This is a genomic window from Escherichia sp. KTE31, assembly GCF_000407925.1.
Classification (GTDB): domain Bacteria; phylum Pseudomonadota; class Gammaproteobacteria; order Enterobacterales; family Enterobacteriaceae; genus Escherichia; species Escherichia ruysiae.
Window position 1 is genome coordinate 729,125 of record NZ_KE136722.1, and the last position, 19,907, is coordinate 749,031.

Consider the following 19,907-nt stretch of genomic DNA (forward strand, 5'->3'; position numbering starts at 1 on the left):
CATGGCTGATTACCTGGGTAAAAATGTCGTCATTATCGGCCTGGGCCTCACCGGGCTTTCTTGCGTGGACTTTTTCCTTGCTCGCGGCGTGACGCCGCGCGTAATGGATACGCGTATGACACCGCCTGGCCTGGATAAATTACCCGAAGCGGTGGAGCGTCATACTGGCGGTCTCAATGATGAATGGCTGATGGCGGCAGATCTGATTGTCGCCAGCCCCGGTATTGCGCTGGCGCATCCTTCCTTAAGCGCCGCTGCCAATGCCGGAATTGAAATTGTTGGCGATATCGAACTGTTCTGCCGCGAAGCACAAGCGCCTGTCGTGGCGATCACCGGTTCTAACGGCAAAAGCACTGTCACCACCTTAGTGGGGGAAATGGCGAAAGCAGCAGGCGTTAACGTTGGCGTGGGTGGCAACATTGGCCTGCCAGCATTGATGCTGCTGGATGCTGAGTGCGAGCTGTACGTGCTGGAACTGTCAAGCTTCCAGCTGGAAACGACATCCAGCTTACAGGCGGTGGCGGCGACGATTCTGAACGTGACTGAAGATCATATGGATCGCTATCCATTTGGTTTACAGCAGTATCGTGCGGCAAAACTGCGTATTTACGAAAACGCAAAAGTTTGCGTGGTTAATGCCGATGATGCCTTAACGATGCCGATTCGCGGTGCGGATGAACGTTGCGTCAGCTTCGGCGTCAATATGGGTGACTATCACCTGAATCATCAGCAGGGTGAAACCTGGCTGCGGGTGAAAGGCGAGAAAGTGTTGAATGTGAAAGAGATGAAGCTTTCCGGGCAGCATAACTACACCAATGCGCTGGCAGCACTGGCGCTGGCTGATGCCGCAGGTTTACCGCGTGCCAGCAGCCTGAAAGCGTTAACCACGTTTACCGGTCTGCCGCATCGCTTTGAAGTGGTGCTGGAGCATAACGGTGTGCGCTGGATTAACGATTCGAAAGCGACCAACGTCGGCAGTACCGAAGCGGCGCTGAATGGCCTGCACGTAGATGGCACGCTGCATTTGTTGCTGGGCGGCGATGGTAAATCGGCAGACTTCAGCCCACTGGCGCGCTATCTGAATGGCGATAACGTGCGTCTGTATTGTTTCGGTCGTGATGGCGCACAGTTGGCGGCGTTACGCCCGGAAGTGGCAGAGCAAACCGAAACTATGGAACAGGCGATGCGCTTGCTGACTCCGCGTGTTCAGCCGGGAGATATGGTTCTGCTCTCCCCGGCATGTGCCAGCCTTGATCAGTTCAAGAACTTTGAACAACGAGGCAATGAGTTTGCCCGTCTGGCGAAGGAGTTAGGTTGATGCGTTTATCTCTCCCTCGCCTGAAAATGCCGCGCCTGCCGGGATTCAGTATCCTGGTCTGGATCTCCACGGCGCTAAAGGGCTGGGTGATGGGCTCGCGGGAAAAAGATACCGACAGCCTGATCATGTACGATCGCACCTTGCTGTGGCTGACCTTCGGCCTCGCGGCGATTGGCTTTATCATGGTGACCTCGGCGTCAATGCCCATAGGGCAACGCTTAACCAACGATCCGTTCTTCTTCGCGAAGCGTGATGGCGTCTATCTGATTCTGGCGTTCATTCTGGCGATCATTACGCTGCGTCTGCCGATGGAGTTCTGGCAACGCTACAGTGCCACGATGCTGCTCGGATCAATCATCCTGTTGATGATCGTGCTGGTGGTGGGTAGCTCGGTTAAAGGGGCATCGCGTTGGATCGATCTTGGCTTGCTGCGTATCCAGCCAGCCGAACTGACCAAGCTGTCGCTGTTTTGCTATATCGCCAACTATCTGGTGCGCAAAGGCGATGAAGTGCGTAACAACCTGCGCGGCTTCCTGAAACCGATGGGCGTGATTCTGGTGTTGGCCGTGTTGCTGCTGGCGCAGCCTGACCTTGGTACGGTGGTGGTGTTGTTTGTGACTACGCTGGCGATGCTGTTCCTGGCTGGGGCGAAGTTGTGGCAGTTCATCGCCATTATTGGCATGGGGATTTCAGCGGTTGTGTTGCTGATCCTCGCCGAACCGTACCGTATTCGTCGTGTTACCGCATTCTGGAACCCGTGGGAAGATCCTTTCGGCAGCGGCTATCAGCTGACGCAATCGTTGATGGCGTTTGGTCGCGGTGAACTGTGGGGGCAAGGTTTAGGTAACTCGGTACAAAAACTGGAGTATCTGCCGGAAGCGCACACTGACTTTATTTTCGCCATTATCGGCGAAGAACTGGGGTATATCGGTGTGGTGCTGGCGCTTTTAATGGTATTCTTCGTCGCTTTTCGCGCGATGTCGATTGGTCGTAAAGCGTTAGAAATTGACCATCGTTTTTCCGGTTTTCTCGCCTGTTCAATTGGCATCTGGTTTAGTTTCCAGGCGCTGGTTAACGTAGGCGCTGCGGCGGGGATGTTACCGACCAAAGGTTTGACATTGCCGCTCATCAGTTACGGTGGTTCGAGCTTACTGATTATGTCGACAGCCATCATGATGCTGTTGCGTATTGATTATGAAACGCGTCTGGAGAAAGCGCAGGCGTTTGTACGAGGTTCACGATGAGTGGTCAAGGGAAGCGATTAATGGTGATGGCAGGCGGTACTGGCGGACATGTGTTCCCGGGGCTTGCGGTTGCGCATCATTTAATGACCCAGGGGTGGCAAGTTCGCTGGCTGGGTACTGCCGATCGTATGGAAGCGGACTTAGTGCCGAAGCACGGTATCGAGATCGACTTTATTCGTATCTCTGGTTTGCGCGGCAAGGGTATTAAAGCGTTACTCGCAGCTCCGTTGCGTATCTTTAACGCCTGGCGTCAGGCGCGGGTGATTATGAAAGCGTATAAACCTGACGTGGTGCTCGGTATGGGCGGCTACGTTTCAGGCCCAGGAGGTCTGGCAGCGTGGTCGTTAGGCATTCCGGTCGTACTTCATGAACAAAACGGTATTGCGGGCTTAACCAATAAATGGCTGGCGAAGATTGCGACCAAAGTGATGCAGGCGTTTCCAGGCGCTTTCCCTAATGCGGAAGTGGTGGGTAATCCTGTTCGTACCGATGTGCTGGCGCTGCCGTTGCCGCAGCAACGTCTGGCTGGACGTGAAGGTCCGGTTCGTGTGTTGGTAGTGGGTGGTTCTCAGGGCGCGCGCATTCTTAACCAGACAATGCCGCTGGTTGCAGCAAAGCTGGGCGATTCAGTCACTATCTGGCATCAGAGTGGCAAAGGTTCGCAACAATCAGTTGAACAGGCGTATGCCGAAGCGGGGCAACCGCAGCATAAAGTGACGGAATTTATTGATGATATGGCAGCGGCGTATGCGTGGGCGGATGTCGTCGTTTGCCGCTCCGGTGCGTTGACGGTGAGTGAAATCGCTGCGGCGGGGTTACCAGCATTGTTTGTGCCGTTTCAGCATAAAGACCGCCAGCAATACTGGAATGCGTTACCGCTGGAAAAAGCGGGCGCAGCCAAAATTATCGAGCAGCCACAGCTTACCGTGGATGCTGTCGCCAACACCCTGGCCGGGTGGTCGCGAGAAACCTTATTAACCATGGCAGAACGCGCCCGTGCTGCATCCATACCGGATGCCACCGAGCGAGTGGCAAATGAAGTGAGCCGGGCTGCCCGGGCGTAATTGTGGCGATGCCTTTTGCATCGCATGAATTTGAGAAGTTAATGGCGTAAAGAATGAATACACAACAATTGGCAAAACTGCGTTACATCGTGCCCGAAATGCGTCGCGTTCGGCACATTCACTTTGTCGGCATCGGTGGTGCCGGTATGGGCGGTATTGCCGAAGTTCTGGCCAATGAAGGGTATCAGATCAGTGGTTCAGATTTAGCGCCAAATCCGGTCACGCAGCAGTTAATGAATCTGGGGGCGACGATTTACTTCAACCATCGCCCGGAAAACGTGCGCGACGCCAGCGTGGTCGTTGTTTCCAGTGCAATTTCTGCCGACAACCCTGAGATTGTTGCCGCTCATGAAGCGCGTATTCCGGTGATCCGTCGCGCGGAAATGCTGGCTGAGTTAATGCGTTTTCGTCATGGCATCGCCATTGCCGGAACGCATGGCAAAACGACAACCACCGCGATGGTTTCCAGCATCTATGCGGAAGCGGGTCTCGATCCAACTTTCGTTAACGGTGGGCTGGTAAAAGCTGCTGGCGTTCATGCGCGCTTAGGTCATGGTCGCTATTTGATTGCCGAAGCAGATGAGAGCGATGCATCGTTCCTGCATCTGCAACCCATGGTGGCGATTGTCACCAATATCGAAGCCGACCATATGGATACCTACCAGGGCGACTTTGAGAATTTAAAACAGACCTTTATTAATTTTCTGCACAACCTGCCGTTTTACGGTCGTGCGGTAATGTGTGTTGACGATCCGGTGATCCGCGAATTGTTACCGCGCGTGGGGCGTCAGATCACGACTTACGGCTTCAGCGAAGATGCCGATGTGCGTGTAGAAGATTACCAGCAGATTGGCCCGCAGGGGCATTTTACGCTGCTGCGCCAGGACAAAGAGCCGATGCGCGTTACCCTGAACGCGCCTGGTCGTCATAATGCGCTGAACGCGGCGGCTGCGGTTGCGGTTGCTACGGAAGAGGGGATTGACGACGATGCTATTCTGCGTGCGCTGGAGAGCTTCCAGGGAACCGGTCGTCGCTTCGATTTCCTCGGTGAATTCCCGCTGGAGCCGGTCAACGGTAAAAGCGGTACAGCAATGCTGGTTGATGACTACGGTCACCATCCGACAGAAGTGGACGCCACCATAAAGGCGGCTCGTGCAGGCTGGCCGGATAAAAACCTGGTAATGCTGTTTCAGCCGCACCGTTTTACCCGTACTCGCGACCTGTATGACGATTTCGCCAATGTACTGACTCAGGTTGATACCCTGTTGATGCTGGAAGTTTATCCGGCAGGTGAAGCACCGATTCCGGGAGCGGATAGCCGTTCGCTGTGCCGCACGATTCGTGGACGTGGGAAAATTGATCCTATTCTGGTGCCAGATCCGGCGCAGGTAGCCGAGATGTTAGCACCAGTATTAACCGGTAACGACCTGATTCTCGTGCAGGGTGCGGGTAATATTGGAAAAATTGCCCGTTCTTTAGCTGAAATCAAACTGAAGCCGCAAACTCCGGAGGAAGAACAACATGACTGATAAAATCGCGGTTCTGTTGGGCGGGACCTCCGCAGAGCGGGAAGTTTCTCTGAATTCTGGCGCTGCTGTGTTAGCCGGGCTGCGCGAAGGCGGCGTCGATGCACATCCTGTTGACCCTAAAGAAGTTGACGTGACGCAACTGAAATCGATGGGATTTCAGAAAGTATTTATCGCTCTGCACGGGCGCGGCGGTGAAGACGGCACATTGCAGGGGATGCTTGAGCTGATGGGACTGCCTTATACCGGCAGCGGAGTGATGGCATCTGCGCTTTCAATGGATAAACTACGCAGCAAACTGCTGTGGCAAGGTGCCGGTTTACCGGTCGCTCCGTGGGTGGCGTTAACCCGCGCAGAGTTTGAAAAAGGCCTTAACGATAAGCAGTTAGCCGAAATTTCTGCCCTGGGTTTACCATTAATCGTTAAGCCGAGCCGCGAAGGTTCCAGCGTGGGAATGTCAAAAGTAGTAGCAGAAAATGCTCTACAAGATGCATTAAGATTGGCATTTCAGCACGATGAAGAAGTATTGATTGAAAAATGGTTAAGTGGGCCGGAGTTCACGGTTGCGATACTCGGTGAAGAAATTTTACCGTCAATACGTATTCAATCCGCCGGAACCTTCTATGATTATGAGGCGAAGTATCTCTCTGATGAGACACAGTATTTCTGCCCCGCAGGTTTAGAAGCGGCACAAGAGGCCAATTTGCAGGCATTAGTGCTGAAAGCATGGACGACGTTAGGTTGCAAAGGATGGGGGCGTATTGACGTCATGCTGGACAGCGATGGACAGTTTTATCTGCTGGAAGCCAATACCTCTCCGGGTATGACCAGCCACAGTCTGGTGCCGATGGTGGCACGTCAGGCAGGCTTAAGCTTCTCGCAGTTGGTAGTACGAATTCTGGAACTGGCGGACTAATATGTCGCAGGCTGCTCTGAACACGCGAAACAGTGAAGAAGAAATTTCTTCTCACCGCAATAATGGAACGCGTCTGGCGGGGATACTTTTCCTGCTGACGGTTTTAACGACTGTGTTGGTGAGCGGCTGGGTCGTGTTGGGCTGGATGGAAGATGCGCAACGCCTGCCGCTCTCAAAGCTGGTGTTGACCGGTGAACGGCATTACACGCGTAATGACGATATCCGGCAGTCGATCCTGGCATTGGGTGAGCCGGGTACTTTTATGACTCAGGATGTCAACATCATCCAGACGCAAATTGAACAACGCCTGCCGTGGATTAAGCAGGTGAGCGTCAGAAAGCAGTGGCCTGATGAATTGAAGATTCATCTGGTTGAATATGTGCCGATTGCGCGGTGGAATGATCAACATATGGTAGACGCCGAAGGAAACACCTTCAGCGTGCCGCCAGATCGCACCAGCAAGCAGGTGCTCCCGATGTTGTATGGCCCGGAAGGCAGCGCCAATGAAGTGTTGCAGGGTTATCGCGAAATGGGGCAAATGCTGGCAAAGGACAGATTTACTCTGAAGGAAGCGGCAATGACCGCGCGGCGTTCCTGGCAGTTGACGCTGAATAACGATATTAAGCTCAACCTTGGCCGGGGCGATACGATGAAACGTTTGGCTCGCTTTGTAGAACTTTATCCGGTTTTACAGCAGCAGGCGCAAACCGATGGCAAACGGATTAGCTACGTTGATTTGCGTTATGACTCTGGAGCGGCAGTAGGCTGGGCGCCCTTGCCGCCGGAGGAATCTACTCAGCAACAAAATCAGGCACAGGCAGAACAACAATGATCAAGGCGACGGACAGAAAACTGGTAGTAGGACTGGAGATCGGCACCGCGAAGGTTGCCGCTTTAGTAGGGGAAGTTCTGCCCGACGGTATGGTCAATATCATTGGTGTGGGCAGCTGCCCGTCACGTGGTATGGATAAAGGCGGGGTTAACGACCTCGAATCTGTGGTCAAATGCGTACAACGCGCTATTGACCAGGCAGAATTGATGGCTGATTGCCAGATCTCTTCGGTATACCTGGCGCTTTCTGGTAAGCACATCAGCTGCCAGAATGAAATTGGTATGGTGCCCATTTCTGAAGAAGAAGTGACGCAAGAAGATGTGGAAAACGTCGTCCATACCGCGAAATCGGTGCGTGTGCGCGATGAGCATCGTGTGCTGCATGTGATCCCGCAAGAGTATGCCATTGACTATCAGGAAGGGATCAAAAATCCGGTAGGACTTTCGGGCGTGCGAATGCAGGCAAAAGTGCACCTGATCACATGTCACAACGATATGGCGAAAAACATCGTCAAAGCGGTTGAACGTTGTGGGCTGAAAGTTGACCAACTGATATTTGCCGGACTGGCATCAAGTTATTCGGTATTGACGGAAGACGAACGTGAATTGGGAGTCTGCGTCGTCGATATCGGTGGTGGTACAATGGATATCGCCGTTTATACCGGTGGGGCATTGCGCCACACCAAGGTAATTCCTTATGCTGGCAATGTGGTGACCAGCGACATTGCCTATGCCTTTGGCACGCCGCCAAGCGACGCCGAAGCGATTAAAGTTCGCCATGGCTGCGCGTTGGGTTCCATCGTCGGTAAAGATGAGAGCGTGGAAGTGCCGAGCGTAGGTGGGCGACCACCGCGTAGTTTGCAACGTCAGACGCTGGCGGAGGTGATTGAGCCACGGTATACCGAGTTGCTCAACCTGGTCAACGAAGAGATATTGCAGCTGCAGGAAAAGCTTCGCCAACAAGGCGTGAAACATCACCTGGCGGCGGGCATTGTATTAACCGGTGGCGCGGCGCAGATCGAAGGACTTGCCGCCTGCGCTCAGCGCGTGTTTCATACGCAGGTGCGTATTGGCGCGCCGCTGAATATCACCGGTTTAACTGATTATGCTCAGGAGCCGTATTACTCGACGGCTGTGGGATTGCTTCACTACGGGAAAGAGTCACATCTTAACGGTGAAGCGGAAGTAGAAAAACGTGTTACAGCATCAGTTGGCTCGTGGATCAAGCGACTCAATAGTTGGCTGCGAAAAGAGTTTTAATTTTTATGAGGTCGACGGTGATTACGGCCTCAGGCGACAGGCACATATCGGAGAGAAACTATGTTTGAACCAATGGAACTTACCAACGACGCGGTGATTAAAGTCATCGGCGTCGGCGGCGGCGGCGGTAATGCTGTTGAGCACATGGTGCGTGAGCGCATTGAAGGTGTTGAATTTTTCGCGGTAAATACCGATGCACAGGCGCTGCGTAAAACGGCGGTTGGGCAGACGATTCAGATCGGTAGTGGTATCACCAAAGGACTGGGAGCTGGCGCTAATCCAGAAGTTGGCCGTAATGCGGCTGATGAGGATCGCGATGCACTGCGTGCGGCGCTGGAAGGTGCAGACATGGTATTTATTGCAGCAGGTATGGGTGGTGGTACTGGTACAGGTGCTGCGCCGGTCGTTGCTGAAGTGGCAAAAGATTTGGGTATCCTGACCGTTGCTGTCGTGACTAAGCCTTTCAACTTTGAAGGCAAGAAGCGTATGGCCTTCGCGGAGCAGGGGATCACTGAATTGTCCAAGCATGTGGACTCATTGATCACCATCCCGAACGACAAACTGCTGAAAGTGCTGGGGCGCGGTATCTCCCTGCTTGATGCGTTTGGCGCCGCGAACGATGTGCTGAAAGGCGCAGTTCAGGGTATCGCCGAACTGATTACTCGTCCGGGTCTGATGAACGTGGACTTTGCAGACGTACGTACCGTGATGTCTGAAATGGGCTACGCAATGATGGGTTCTGGCGTGGCGAGCGGTGAAGATCGTGCGGAAGAAGCGGCTGAAATGGCTATCTCTTCTCCGCTGCTGGAAGATATCGACCTGTCTGGTGCGCGCGGCGTGCTGGTTAACATCACGGCGGGCTTCGACCTGCGTCTGGATGAGTTCGAAACCGTAGGTAACACCATCCGTGCATTTGCTTCGGATAACGCAACTGTGGTTATCGGTACTTCTCTTGACCCGGATATGAACGACGAACTGCGTGTAACCGTGGTTGCAACAGGTATCGGCATGGACAAACGTCCTGAAATCACTCTGGTGACCAATAAACAAGTTCAGCAGCCAGTGATGGATCGTTACCAGCAGCATGGTATGGCACCGCTGACGCAAGAGCAGAAACCGGTAGCTAAAGTGGTGAACGACAATACGCCGCAAACCGCGAAAGAGCCGGATTATCTGGATATCCCTGCTTTCCTGCGTAAGCAAGCTGACTAAGATTAAGCTGGAATTTGGGTTACCAGGCTCTTTGTGCTAAACTGGCCTGCCGAATGTATAGTACACTTCGGTTGGATAGGTAATTTGGCGAGATAATACGATGATCAAACAAAGGACACTTAAACGTATCGTTCAGGCGACGGGTGTCGGTTTACATACCGGCAAGAAAGTCACTCTGACGTTACGCCCTGCGCCGGCCAACACCGGGGTCATCTATCGTCGCACCGACTTGAATCCACCGGTAGATTTTCCGGCCGATGCCAAATCTGTGCGTGATACCATGCTCTGTACGTGTCTGGTCAACGAGCATGATGTACGGATTTCAACCGTTGAGCACCTGAATGCTGCGCTCGCGGGCTTAGGCATCGATAACATCGTTATCGAAGTTAACGCACCGGAAATCCCGATCATGGACGGTAGTGCCGCTCCGTTTGTTTACCTGCTGCTTGATGCTGGTATCGACGAGCTGAACTGCGCCAAGAAATTTGTTCGCATCAAAGAGACTGTTCGTGTCGAAGATGGCGATAAGTGGGCTGAATTTAAGCCGTACAATGGTTTTTCGCTGGATTTCACCATCGATTTCAACCATCCGGCTATCGATTCCAGCAATCAACGTTATGCGATGAACTTCTCTGCTGATGCATTTATGCGCCAGATCAGCCGTGCGCGTACGTTCGGTTTCATGCGTGATATCGAATACCTGCAGTCTCGTGGTTTGTGCCTGGGCGGCAGTTTCGATTGTGCCATCGTTGTTGACGATTATCGCGTACTGAACGAAGACGGCCTGCGTTTTGAAGACGAATTTGTGCGTCACAAAATGCTCGACGCGATCGGTGACTTGTTCATGTGCGGTCACAACATTATTGGTGCATTTACCGCTTATAAATCCGGTCATGCACTGAATAACAAATTGTTGCAGGCTGTCCTGGCAAAACAGGAAGCCTGGGAATATGTGACCTTCCAGGACGACGCAGAACTGCCGTTGGCCTTCAAAGCGCCTTCAGCAGTACTGGCATAACGACATTTATACTGTCGTATAAAATTCGACTGGCAAATCTGGCACTCTCTCCGGCCAGGTGAACCAGTCGTTTTTTTTTTGAATTTTATAAGAGCGATAAGAAACGGTGCGAACGCTGTTTTCTTAAGCACTTTTACGCACAACTCATCTTCATTCCTGCTGTGGACTTCGGGCTTTAATGATAAGATTTGTGCGCTAAATACGTTTGAATACGATCGGGATGGCAATAACGTGAGTGGAATACTGACGCGCTGGCGACAGTTTGGTAAACGCTACTTCTGGCCGCATCTCTTATTAGGGATGGTCGCGGCGAGTTTAGGTTTGCCTGCGCTCAGCAATGCCGCCGAGCCGAACGCGCCCGCAAAAGCGACAACTCGCAACCACGAGCCTTCCGCCAAAGTTAACTTTAGCCAGTTGGCTTTGCTGGAAGCGAACACGCGCCGCCCGAACTCAAACTATTCCGTTGATTACTGGCATCAGCACGCAATTCGCACGGTAATCCGTCATCTTTCCTTTGCAATGGCGCCGCAAACGCTGCCTGTTGCCGAAGAATCTCTGCCTCTTCAGGCGCAACATCTTGCTTTACTGGATACGCTCAGCGCGCTGCTGACTCAGGAAGGCACGCCGTCTGAAAATGATTATCGCATTGATTATGCGCATTTTACCCCGCAAACAACATTTAGCACGCCCGTCTGGATAAGCCTGGCGCAAGGCATCCGTGCAGGCCCTCAACGCTTCAGCTAACAACAATAAACCTTTACTTCATTTTATTAACTCCGCAACGCGGGGCGTTTGAGATTTTATTATGCTAATCAAATTATTAACTAAAGTTTTCGGTAGTCGTAACGATCGTACCCTGCGCCGGATGCGCAAAGTCGTCAATGTCATCAATGCCATGGAACCGGAGATGGAAAAACTCTCCGACGAAGAGTTGAAGGGAAAAACCGCAGAGTTTCGCGCGCGCCTGGAAAAAGGCGAAGTGCTGGAAAATCTGATCCCGGAAGCCTTCGCAGTCGTGCGTGAAGCAAGTAAGCGCGTCTTTGGTATGCGTCACTTCGATGTACAGTTGCTCGGCGGTATGGTTCTTAATGAACGTTGCATCGCGGAAATGCGTACTGGTGAAGGTAAAACCCTGACCGCAACGCTGCCTGCTTACCTGAACGCATTAACCGGTAAAGGTGTGCACGTTGTTACCGTCAACGACTATCTGGCGCAACGTGACGCTGAAAACAACCGTCCGCTGTTTGAATTCCTCGGCCTGACTGTCGGCGTCAACCTGCCGGGAATGCCTGCGCCGGCAAAGCGTGAAGCCTATGCGGCTGACATCACTTACGGTACGAACAACGAATACGGCTTCGACTACCTGCGCGACAACATGGCATTCAGCCCTGAAGAACGTGTACAGCGTAAACTGCACTATGCGCTGGTGGACGAAGTGGACTCCATCCTGATCGATGAAGCACGTACGCCGCTGATCATTTCCGGCCCGGCTGAAGACAGCTCGGAAATGTATAAGCGAGTGAACAAAATCATTCCGCACCTGATCCGTCAGGAAAAAGAAGACTCCGAAACCTTCCAGGGCGAAGGCCACTTCTCGGTTGATGAAAAATCTCGCCAGGTGAACCTGACCGAACGTGGTCTGGTGCTGATTGAAGAACTGCTGGTGAAAGAAGGCATCATGGCGGAAGGTGAGTCACTGTACTCTCCGGCCAACATCATGCTGATGCACCACGTAACGGCGGCGCTGCGCGCTCATGCACTGTTTACCCGTGACGTCGATTACATCGTTAAAGATGGCGAAGTTATCATCGTTGACGAACACACCGGTCGTACCATGCAGGGACGTCGCTGGTCCGATGGCCTGCACCAGGCCGTTGAAGCCAAAGAAGGTGTGCAGATCCAGAACGAAAACCAGACGCTGGCTTCTATCACCTTCCAGAACTACTTCCGTCTGTATGAAAAACTGGCGGGGATGACCGGTACTGCTGATACCGAAGCATTCGAATTCAGCTCCATCTACAAGCTGGATACCGTCGTTGTTCCGACCAACCGTCCAATGATTCGTAAAGATCTGCCGGACCTGGTCTACATGACTGAAGCGGAAAAAATTCAGGCGATCATTGAAGATATCAAAGAACGTACCGCGAAAGGCCAGCCGGTGCTGGTGGGTACTATTTCCATTGAAAAATCGGAGCTGGTGTCAAACGAGCTGACTAAAGCCGGTATCAAACATAACGTCCTGAACGCCAAATTCCACGCCAACGAGGCGGCGATTGTTGCTCAGGCAGGTTATCCGGCAGCGGTGACTATCGCGACCAACATGGCGGGTCGTGGTACTGACATTGTGCTCGGTGGTAGCTGGCAGGCAGAAGTTGCCGCGCTGGAAAACCCGACCGCAGAGCAAATTGAAAAAATCAAAGCCGACTGGCAGGTGCGTCACGACGCAGTACTGGCGGCAGGTGGTCTGCATATCATCGGCACCGAACGTCACGAATCTCGTCGTATCGATAACCAGCTGCGCGGTCGTTCTGGTCGTCAGGGGGATGCCGGTTCTTCCCGTTTCTACCTGTCGATGGAAGATGCGCTGATGCGTATTTTCGCCTCTGATCGCGTTTCCGGCATGATGCGTAAACTCGGGATGAAACCAGGCGAAGCCATTGAGCACCCGTGGGTGACCAAAGCGATTGCTAACGCCCAGCGTAAAGTTGAAAGCCGTAACTTCGATATTCGTAAGCAACTGCTGGAATATGATGACGTGGCTAACGACCAGCGTCGCGCCATTTACTCCCAGCGTAACGAACTGCTGGATGTCAGCGATGTGAGCGAAACCATCAACAGCATTCGTGAAGATGTGTTCAAAGCGACCATCGATGCCTACATTCCGCCACAGTCACTGGAAGAAATGTGGGATATTCCGGGTCTGCAGGAACGTCTGAAAAACGATTTCGACCTCGATTTGCCGATTGCCGAGTGGCTGGACAAAGAGCCTGAACTGCATGAAGAGACGCTGCGTGAACGTATTCTGACGCAATCCATTGAAGTGTATCAGCGTAAAGAAGAAGTGGTTGGCGCTGAGATGATGCGTCACTTCGAGAAAGGCGTGATGTTGCAAACGCTCGACTCCCTGTGGAAAGAGCACCTGGCGGCGATGGATTATCTGCGTCAGGGTATCCACCTGCGTGGCTATGCGCAGAAAGATCCGAAGCAGGAATACAAACGTGAATCGTTCTCCATGTTTGCAGCGATGCTGGAATCGCTGAAATATGAAGTTATCAGCACGCTGAGCAAAGTCCAGGTGCGTATGCCGGAAGAAGTTGAAGAGCTGGAACAACAGCGTCGTATGGAAGCCGAGCGTTTAGCGCAAATGCAGCAGCTGAGCCATCAGGATGACGACTCTGCAGCCGCAGCTGCGCTGGCGGCGCAAACTGGCGAGCGCAAAGTAGGACGTAACGATCCTTGCCCGTGCGGTTCTGGTAAAAAATATAAGCAGTGCCATGGTCGCCTGCAATAAAAGCTAACAGTTGACATAAAAGGCGCAGGATTCTGCGCCTTTTTTATAGGTTTAAGACAATGAAAAAGCTGCAAATTGCGGTGGGTATCATTCGCAATAAAAACAACGAAATTTTTATTACTCGTCGTGCCGCAGATGCGCACATGGCGAATAAGCTGGAGTTTCCTGGCGGTAAAATTGAAATGGGCGAAACACCGGAACAAGCGGTGGTGCGTGAACTTCAGGAAGAAGTCGGGATTACCCCACAACATTTTTCGCTATTTGAAAAACTGGAATATGAATTCCCGGACAGGCATATCACTCTGTGGTTCTGGCTGGTCGAAGGTTGGGAAGGGGAGCCGTGGGGTAAAGAAGGGCAACCCGGTGAGTGGATGTCGCTAGTCGGTCTTAATGCCGATGATTTTCCTCCAGCCAATGAACCGGTAATTGCGAAGCTTAAGCGTCTGTAGGTCGGATAAGGCGTCACGCCGCATCCGACATTTGCACAAGATGCCTGATGCGACGCTGGCGCGTCTTATCAGGCCTACGTGCGGCATCAGACAAAATGTTACTGCTTTGGCTCTTCGCTCCAGTCATCACTCTCAGAAAGATCGCCGCTGCTGGGGATTCGTTTTTCTTCAGCAGCCCATTCTCCGAGGTCGATCAACTGACAACGTTTGCAACAAAATGGCCGAAACGGGCTGATTTCACCCCACACCACAGTTTTCCCGCAGGTTGGGCAATTCACCGTAATAGTTTCTGACATCGTAACTCCTTAGCAGCAAGCCAGTTCAAAATCCAGGCGCTCTGGCACCAGACCATTTTCACTGTCCAGCGGCATAAAACGAATCGCAAAACGGCTTTTATGACCGGAAATTTGCGGATAAAGCTGTGAATCAAGCGCCAGATTCAGCCGCAGCAGATCAGCGTCTTCGCCATTATCCTGATAAAAACCGTTCAGGCTGGTTTGTTTACGAAAAGGAGCCGACTGGCGAATCAGATCCAGCACCATGGTAAGTGCCTGGGTGAGCGGGTCCAGGCTGGCAATCCAGGTTTCTACCTGGCTGTCACGCTGTGACTGTGGTAAATGTAGCCAAATATGCAAAGTGGGCAAATCAAAGCTACAACAGCCGCCAGGTATGCTCAGACGCTGACGCACTAAGGCAATCAGCCTGTCTTCACGCAGAAATTGCCCGATACGCGGCGCAGAAATCAACACGCTACCCGCTGCTTTTAACTGCTGAATTAATGCTTCAATACGGCTCTGATCAACGCCTGGCACGCCAATCCAGGTCTGGAGTTTACGTTGCTGGCGGTCAAGCTCTTTCAATAGCTCAGTGCGCACTTCTCCGCGCTCGAAAACATCCAGCAATTCACTGACATTACGGAAGAAATGCAGAGCGCCAGCGTAGTCAACGATGGGTAAATTTACGGTGAGTTGTTGAATTAAAAACTCAATGCGCAGCCATGTACGCATTTTTTCATTTAGTGGATGTTCAAAAAGGACCTGGGTCTGCATTACGGTTTTTCCTGTGAGACAAACTGCGACGCAAGCTGCAAATAGTGTGCGTGCAGGCGGGCAACATCCGATGCAATAGCATCCGGTGCGCCGTTATTATCAATGACGTCATCTGCCACGGCAAGACGGGCTTCGCGCGTTGCCTGGGCAGCAAGAATTTGTTCGACATGCTCGCGAGTAACATCATCGCGCTGCATGGTACGCTTAAGTTGCGTTTCTGGGCTGACATCCACCACCAGCACACGATTCGCTTTTTTATACAGTGAGTTTTCTACCAGCAATGGCACAACCCACAGTATATAGGGGGAAGTTGCCTGCTGGATCTGACGTTGCGTCTCCTGCTGAATCAGCGGATGCATCAGGGCGTTAAGCCAGTTTTTCTCTTCCGGGTTGGCGAAGATCCGCTCGCGCAAGACCCGGCGCTGCAATGAGCCATCAGCAGCAATCATGTCAGCGCCAAAGTGTTCAGCAATGGCACGTAGCGCAGGTGCACCTGGTTCAACCACCTGACGCGCAATAATATCGGCATCAATGACGTTAATTCCGAGGTCTGCAAACGCATTTGCAACGGTACTCTTGCCACTGCCAATGCCTCCCGTTAAGGCAACTATATACCTCATAATTTATATTCCCGGGAATTCATCATGATTATCAAAATGTTAAAAATGAGCGTACAAAAGCGAAATTGATGGAACATTCGCTCATTATTTACCAGGTAAATTTATGGGATTGTAGCGTAAAAAAAGACAATTTCGCAGTCTTGCGCCACATCGATTAGTGCGTATGATAGCGTCACTGGAGTTGCGCTCTTATCCTTATAGCCATTAACCCCAGGAATCCGCACATGCGTATTGAAGAAGATCTGAAGTTAGGTTTTAAAGACGTCCTCATCCGTCCTAAACGTTCTACTCTTAAAAGTCGTTCCGATGTTGAACTGGAGCGTCAATTCACCTTCAAACATTCAGGTCAGAGCTGGTCCGGCGTGCCGATTATCGCCGCGAATATGGACACCGTAGGCACTTTTTCCATGGCCTCTGCGCTGGCTTCTTTTGATATTCTTACCGCTGTGCATAAACACTATTCTGTCGAAGAGTGGCAAGCGTTTATCAACAATTCTTCCGGTGATGTGCTGAAACATGTGATGGTTTCTACCGGCACGTCTGATGCGGATTTCGAAAAAACCAAACAAATTCTCGACCTGAACCCGGCATTAAACTTCGTTTGTATTGACGTGGCGAATGGTTATTCCGAACACTTCGTGCAGTTCGTTGCGAAAGCGCGTGAAGCGTGGCCGACCAAAACCATTTGTGCTGGCAACGTAGTGACTGGTGAAATGTGTGAGGAGCTTATCCTCTCCGGTGCCGATATCGTTAAAGTTGGCATTGGCCCAGGTTCTGTCTGTACAACTCGCGTCAAAACAGGCGTCGGTTATCCGCAACTTTCTGCGGTAATCGAATGTGCCGATGCCGCGCACGGTCTGGGCGGGATGATCGTCAGCGATGGTGGCTGCACCACACCGGGCGATGTCGCGAAAGCCTTTGGCGGCGGTGCTGATTTCGTGATGCTCGGCGGTATGCTGGCAGGCCACGAAGAGAGTGGTGGTCGCATTGTAGAAGAGAACGGCGAGAAATTTATGCTGTTCTACGGCATGAGCTCCGAGTCTGCGATGAAACGCCACGTTGGCGGCGTTGCAGAATATCGCGCTGCAGAAGGTAAAACCGTTAAGCTGCCGCTGCGTGGTCCGGTTGAAAATACCGCGCGTGATATTTTAGGCGGTCTGCGTTCAGCTTGTACATACGTTGGGGCTTCACGCCTGAAAGAGCTGACCAAGCGCACCACGTTTATCCGTGTGCAGGAACAAGAAAACCGTATCTTCAATAACCTGTAATCTCCCAATGCTGGCGTGGATCACCACGCCAGCGTTATCCCATCCCACTCATCGCATCGCCTAAATGGAAAATTGGCAGGTACATTGCCACCACTAGCGTACCGATAATTCCTCCTGTAATGACCAGCAACGCCGGTTCCAGTAAGGCTGCAAGATTATCTGCCAGCGCCAGCGTGTTATCCCGATGATGGTGGGCGAGATTCTCCAGCATGAGATCCAGCGAGCCGGATGCCTCTCCTGTTCTCACTAATTGCAAACAGAGTGGGCTAAACTCACCGGCATTTTTTAGCGCCAGCCAGATGGGCTGACCGTTACTGATATCGTGCTGGATTTGTGTCAGAAGTTGCGCCCAGTACGGGCAGCGCATTGTTTCTCTGACGCTCTCAACCCCTTGTAAAAAAGTAATTCCTGCACTTTGTGTCAGCGCCAGAATCGTAAAAATCTGCGTGAGTTTTTGTCCCCGCATCAGGGAACCCATAATCGGGATGCGTAACAGCAATTTCTGCCGCGCGATAAGCCAGGTAGGGCGGCGCATCAGCAACTTATTGGCTATCGCCAGCAGAAAGCCGAACAACACCAGCAACCAGCCCCATTCACTACTAAAGTCTGCCAGCGTCATGATCCCCTGTGTTAGCGCCGGTAGTGGGGTGTTAAAGGTCTTATAGATAGCGGCAAACTCCGGCAGAACAAAATGCAGCATTGCCATAACCACCATGATTGCCATCGCTAAAATGATGATGGGATAACGCAACGCTGATTTCACTTTGTCGGTCAACTGACGTTGGGCTTTTTGCTGGCGCGCCAGTTCAAAGCAGCATTCATCCAGCCTACCGGTCAGTTCACCCGTGCGGATCATCGCCTGATAGAGCGGTGGGAAAACCTCTGACCAGGGTAATAAGGCATTGGAAAAGGCAACGCCCTGTTCGAGATCGTGCGCCAGCGATTGCAGCAATACTTGCCATTGCTTACTGGGATGCTGTTCCGCCAGCAGCGCCAGCCCTTCAGAAAGGGTTAAGCCGGCTTTGAGTAGCGTCGCCAGTTGATGAATGACTTCCGCGCTTTTATCTCCTCGCCACTGTGCAGGATTGATGGCGATTCGCTTCAGACGCAGTGGGGTAACCGTCTGTTGCTGTAGCGCAAAAATCAACAAAGTACGGCTTTCTGCCCATAGCATCCCATCTTGCATATTGCCGTCGCCAGTTATGCCATGCCAGCGCCAGAGTTGCTTACTCGCCATGCGGCATCCCCAATACGCGGATTAACTCTTCAAAGGTGGTTAAGCCTTGCTCCACGGCCAGGCAGCCGTTTTCAAAAAGCGTGCGCATTCCCGCCTGTCGGGCGTGCGTTTCCAGCGATTCAACGTCGGTATTAGCGGAAATAAGCTGACGTATGACCGGTGTTATAGGCAGAACTTCAAACAAGGCCGTGCGACCATAAAAACCGTGGTAGCAGTGTCTACAACCGGGTGCTTGCCAGCGGGGCAGCGGCGATGTCCATACATTGTCGGGAATATGGATGGGTTCCCCTTGCTGCAGGCGACAATGCGGGCAAAGTTTGCGTACCAGCCGCTGGGCTATCACCAGCGTGAGCGCCGATGAAAGCATCCAGCGAGCAACGCCCATTTGCTGTAAACGCACCAGCGTTTCGCAGGTGGAATTAGTGTGTAGCGTGGACAATACCAGATGACCCGTTTGCGCGGCTTTAATGGCGATTTCTGCCGTTTCGCCATCGCGGATCTCTCCGATCATGATGACATCGGGGTCCTGGCGTAATAACGCGCGCAAAACGCCCTGAAAGGTAAGACCGGCACGTGGATGGATTTGCGTCTGGTTTAGCCCGGCGATGGGGATCTCAACCGGATCTTCGACGCTACAAATATTAATATCAGCGGTATTCAGCGTTTGCAGGGCGCTATAAAGCGTGACGGTTTTTCCGCTTCCGGTTGGCCCTGTTACCAGCACCAGTCCTTGTGGTTGCTGTAGGGCATGAGCAAAGTCCGCCAGTTGTAACGGCTGCATTCCCAGCGTGTTGACATCCAGCGCCTGGTTTACCTGCTGTAACAACCGTAATACCACCTTTTCACCGCCCCGACATGGCAAGGTTGCAATACGAAATGAGACGGCGTTCCCTGCCAGTTCGACAGTGAATTGCCCGTCCTGCGGCAGGCGATGTTCCGCAATATCCAGGCTTCCCAGCACTTTTAATCTGGCGGTTAATGCGGCTCCGGCATCCCGTGGAACATCTGGTAAAGGATGCAGCACGCCGTCGATACGCAAGCGGATACGGTAGGCGCTGTTCGCTGGTTCGATATGAATATCAGACGCGCGTTGTTCCAGCGCAGATTGTAACGTTTGGGTCAGCAACTCTGCCTTGAGCTGATGTTTCTCCTGAACGGTTACGGGCAACGTTTGTTGTGAGCGGCTGGCATGGCCTTCCATTTGCTGGCGCGTCCAGCAGGTGATCTCAATGCGTTTAGTGGTGGCAAAATGTAAGGCATCGAGGAATTCATGCGAAGGCGCATCGACTACCGCAACATGAACCACCTCTTCACTGGCATCCAGCAAGACTCCCTGATAACGCAGACACAGGGCGGTGAGCTGTGAAATATTCATTGCCGCTCC

At 52.5% G+C, this 19,907-nt stretch carries 18 protein-coding genes; 13 read left to right on the forward strand and 5 right to left on the reverse strand.

Annotated features, from left to right (window positions below; all coding sequences use genetic code 11):
- Position 1 precedes the first annotated feature (1 nt).
- The 12 genes from murD to mutT all read left to right on the forward strand — a co-directional run bounded on the left by murD (position 2) and on the right by mutT (position 14,349).
- Positions 2–1,318, forward strand: coding sequence for a UDP-N-acetylmuramoyl-L-alanine--D-glutamate ligase (murD, locus tag WES_RS17400; protein ID WP_016159383.1), 1,317 nt, complete (start codon positions 2–4; stop codon positions 1,316–1,318).
- Complete coding sequence (gene ftsW / locus WES_RS17395) at positions 1,318–2,562, forward strand: cell division protein FtsW (protein ID WP_010345404.1); 1,245 nt, start codon at positions 1,318–1,320, stop codon at positions 2,560–2,562. The genes murD and ftsW overlap by 1 nt, the downstream gene beginning before the upstream one ends.
- The gene (gene murG / locus WES_RS17390; protein ID WP_016159382.1) at positions 2,559–3,626 is read left to right on the forward strand and encodes an undecaprenyldiphospho-muramoylpentapeptide beta-N-acetylglucosaminyltransferase; all 1,068 of its coding nucleotides are present in this window, start codon (positions 2,559–2,561) and stop codon (positions 3,624–3,626) included. The genes ftsW and murG overlap by 4 nt, the downstream gene beginning before the upstream one ends.
- Before the next feature lie 53 nt (positions 3,627–3,679).
- Positions 3,680–5,155: a UDP-N-acetylmuramate--L-alanine ligase gene (murC, locus tag WES_RS17385; RefSeq protein WP_001096081.1), complete on the forward strand. Its 1,476-nt coding sequence runs from the start codon at positions 3,680–3,682 to the stop codon at positions 5,153–5,155.
- Positions 5,148–6,068: a D-alanine--D-alanine ligase gene (gene ddlB, locus WES_RS17380; protein ID WP_016159381.1), complete on the forward strand. Its 921-nt coding sequence runs from the start codon at positions 5,148–5,150 to the stop codon at positions 6,066–6,068. The genes murC and ddlB overlap by 8 nt, the downstream gene beginning before the upstream one ends.
- A 1-nt stretch (position 6,069) precedes the next feature.
- Complete coding sequence (gene ftsQ, locus WES_RS17375; protein WP_000075731.1) at positions 6,070–6,900, forward strand: cell division protein FtsQ; 831 nt, start codon at positions 6,070–6,072, stop codon at positions 6,898–6,900.
- Positions 6,897–8,159: a cell division protein FtsA gene (ftsA, locus tag WES_RS17370; protein WP_000588474.1), complete on the forward strand. Its 1,263-nt coding sequence runs from the start codon at positions 6,897–6,899 to the stop codon at positions 8,157–8,159. Before ftsQ ends, ftsA begins: the two co-directional genes overlap by 4 nt.
- Positions 8,160–8,219: 60 nt before the next feature.
- Positions 8,220–9,371, forward strand: coding sequence for a cell division protein FtsZ (gene ftsZ / locus WES_RS17365; protein ID WP_000462777.1), 1,152 nt, complete (start codon positions 8,220–8,222; stop codon positions 9,369–9,371).
- Positions 9,372–9,471: 100 nt separating this feature from the next.
- The gene (lpxC, locus tag WES_RS17360; RefSeq protein WP_000595482.1) at positions 9,472–10,389 is read left to right on the forward strand and encodes a UDP-3-O-acyl-N-acetylglucosamine deacetylase; all 918 of its coding nucleotides are present in this window, start codon (positions 9,472–9,474) and stop codon (positions 10,387–10,389) included.
- A 231-nt stretch (positions 10,390–10,620) separates the two neighbouring features.
- Positions 10,621–11,133, forward strand: a complete 513-nt coding sequence (gene secM, locus WES_RS17355) for a secA translation cis-regulator SecM (protein ID WP_000014328.1) — start codon at positions 10,621–10,623, stop codon at positions 11,131–11,133.
- Positions 11,134–11,194: 61 nt separating this feature from the next.
- Positions 11,195–13,900, forward strand: coding sequence for a preprotein translocase subunit SecA (secA, locus tag WES_RS17350; protein WP_000905811.1), 2,706 nt, complete (start codon positions 11,195–11,197; stop codon positions 13,898–13,900).
- 59 nt (positions 13,901–13,959) lie between these two features.
- A complete protein-coding gene (gene mutT / locus WES_RS17345) occupies positions 13,960–14,349 on the forward strand; it encodes an 8-oxo-dGTP diphosphatase MutT (RefSeq protein ID WP_000736052.1) in 390 nt (129 codons plus the stop codon).
- 98 nt (positions 14,350–14,447) lie between these two features.
- On the opposite strand, the gene yacG is transcribed toward mutT, so the two are convergent.
- From yacG to coaE, 3 genes are read right to left on the reverse strand one after another with little or no spacing between them, the layout of a single operon-like run.
- Complete coding sequence (gene yacG, locus WES_RS17340; RefSeq protein WP_000005033.1) at positions 14,448–14,645, reverse strand: DNA gyrase inhibitor YacG; 198 nt, start codon at positions 14,643–14,645, stop codon at positions 14,448–14,450.
- Between the two features lie 9 nt (positions 14,646–14,654).
- The gene (gene zapD, locus WES_RS17335; protein WP_001194741.1) at positions 14,655–15,398 is read right to left on the reverse strand and encodes a cell division protein ZapD; all 744 of its coding nucleotides are present in this window, start codon (positions 15,396–15,398) and stop codon (positions 14,655–14,657) included.
- Positions 15,398–16,018 (reverse strand): dephospho-CoA kinase, encoded by a 621-nt coding sequence (coaE, locus tag WES_RS17330; protein WP_016159380.1) that lies wholly within the window; start codon positions 16,016–16,018, stop codon positions 15,398–15,400. Before coaE ends, zapD begins: the two co-directional genes overlap by 1 nt.
- Positions 16,019–16,242: 224 nt before the next feature.
- Here coaE and guaC point away from each other — a divergent pair, with 224 nt between their 5' ends.
- Positions 16,243–17,286, forward strand: coding sequence for a GMP reductase (gene guaC / locus WES_RS17325; protein ID WP_001217350.1), 1,044 nt, complete (start codon positions 16,243–16,245; stop codon positions 17,284–17,286).
- Positions 17,287–17,320: 34 nt separating this feature from the next.
- On the opposite strand, the gene hofC is transcribed toward guaC, so the two are convergent.
- On the reverse strand, positions 17,321–18,523 hold the full coding sequence (hofC, locus tag WES_RS17320; RefSeq protein ID WP_016159379.1) for a protein transport protein HofC: 1,203 nt from the start codon (positions 18,521–18,523) through the stop codon (positions 17,321–17,323).
- A complete protein-coding gene (gene gspE, locus WES_RS17315; protein ID WP_001027404.1) occupies positions 18,513–19,898 on the reverse strand; it encodes a type II secretion system protein GspE in 1,386 nt (461 codons plus the stop codon). The genes hofC and gspE overlap by 11 nt, the downstream gene beginning before the upstream one ends.
- Positions 19,899–19,907: the final 9 nt, after the last annotated feature.

What these genes read in the sequence shown, in the direction of transcription:
- murD (WP_016159383.1), top strand. Translation starts at nt 2, where the DNA reads ATGGCTGATTACCTGGGTAAAAATGTCGTCATTATCGGCCTGGGCCTC.
- ftsW (WP_010345404.1), top strand. Translation starts at nt 1,318, where the DNA reads ATGCGTTTATCTCTCCCTCGCCTGAAAATGCCGCGCCTGCCGGGATTC.
- murG (WP_016159382.1), top strand. Translation starts at nt 2,559, where the DNA reads ATGAGTGGTCAAGGGAAGCGATTAATGGTGATGGCAGGCGGTACTGGC.
- murC (WP_001096081.1), top strand. Translation starts at nt 3,680, where the DNA reads ATGAATACACAACAATTGGCAAAACTGCGTTACATCGTGCCCGAAATG.
- ddlB (WP_016159381.1), top strand. Translation starts at nt 5,148, where the DNA reads ATGACTGATAAAATCGCGGTTCTGTTGGGCGGGACCTCCGCAGAGCGG.
- ftsQ (WP_000075731.1), top strand. Translation starts at nt 6,070, where the DNA reads ATGTCGCAGGCTGCTCTGAACACGCGAAACAGTGAAGAAGAAATTTCT.
- ftsA (WP_000588474.1), top strand. Translation starts at nt 6,897, where the DNA reads ATGATCAAGGCGACGGACAGAAAACTGGTAGTAGGACTGGAGATCGGC.
- ftsZ (WP_000462777.1), top strand. Translation starts at nt 8,220, where the DNA reads ATGTTTGAACCAATGGAACTTACCAACGACGCGGTGATTAAAGTCATC.
- lpxC (WP_000595482.1), top strand. Translation starts at nt 9,472, where the DNA reads ATGATCAAACAAAGGACACTTAAACGTATCGTTCAGGCGACGGGTGTC.
- secA (WP_000905811.1), top strand. Translation starts at nt 11,195, where the DNA reads ATGCTAATCAAATTATTAACTAAAGTTTTCGGTAGTCGTAACGATCGT.
- mutT (WP_000736052.1), top strand. Translation starts at nt 13,960, where the DNA reads ATGAAAAAGCTGCAAATTGCGGTGGGTATCATTCGCAATAAAAACAAC.
- yacG (WP_000005033.1), bottom strand. Translation starts at nt 14,645, where the DNA reads ATGTCAGAAACTATTACGGTGAATTGCCCAACCTGCGGGAAAACTGTG.
- zapD (WP_001194741.1), bottom strand. Translation starts at nt 15,398, where the DNA reads ATGCAGACCCAGGTCCTTTTTGAACATCCACTAAATGAAAAAATGCGT.
- coaE (WP_016159380.1), bottom strand. Translation starts at nt 16,018, where the DNA reads ATGAGGTATATAGTTGCCTTAACGGGAGGCATTGGCAGTGGCAAGAGT.
- guaC (WP_001217350.1), top strand. Translation starts at nt 16,243, where the DNA reads ATGCGTATTGAAGAAGATCTGAAGTTAGGTTTTAAAGACGTCCTCATC.
- hofC (WP_016159379.1), bottom strand. Translation starts at nt 18,523, where the DNA reads ATGGCGAGTAAGCAACTCTGGCGCTGGCATGGCATAACTGGCGACGGC.
- gspE (WP_001027404.1), bottom strand. Translation starts at nt 19,898, where the DNA reads ATGAATATTTCACAGCTCACCGCCCTGTGTCTGCGTTATCAGGGAGTC.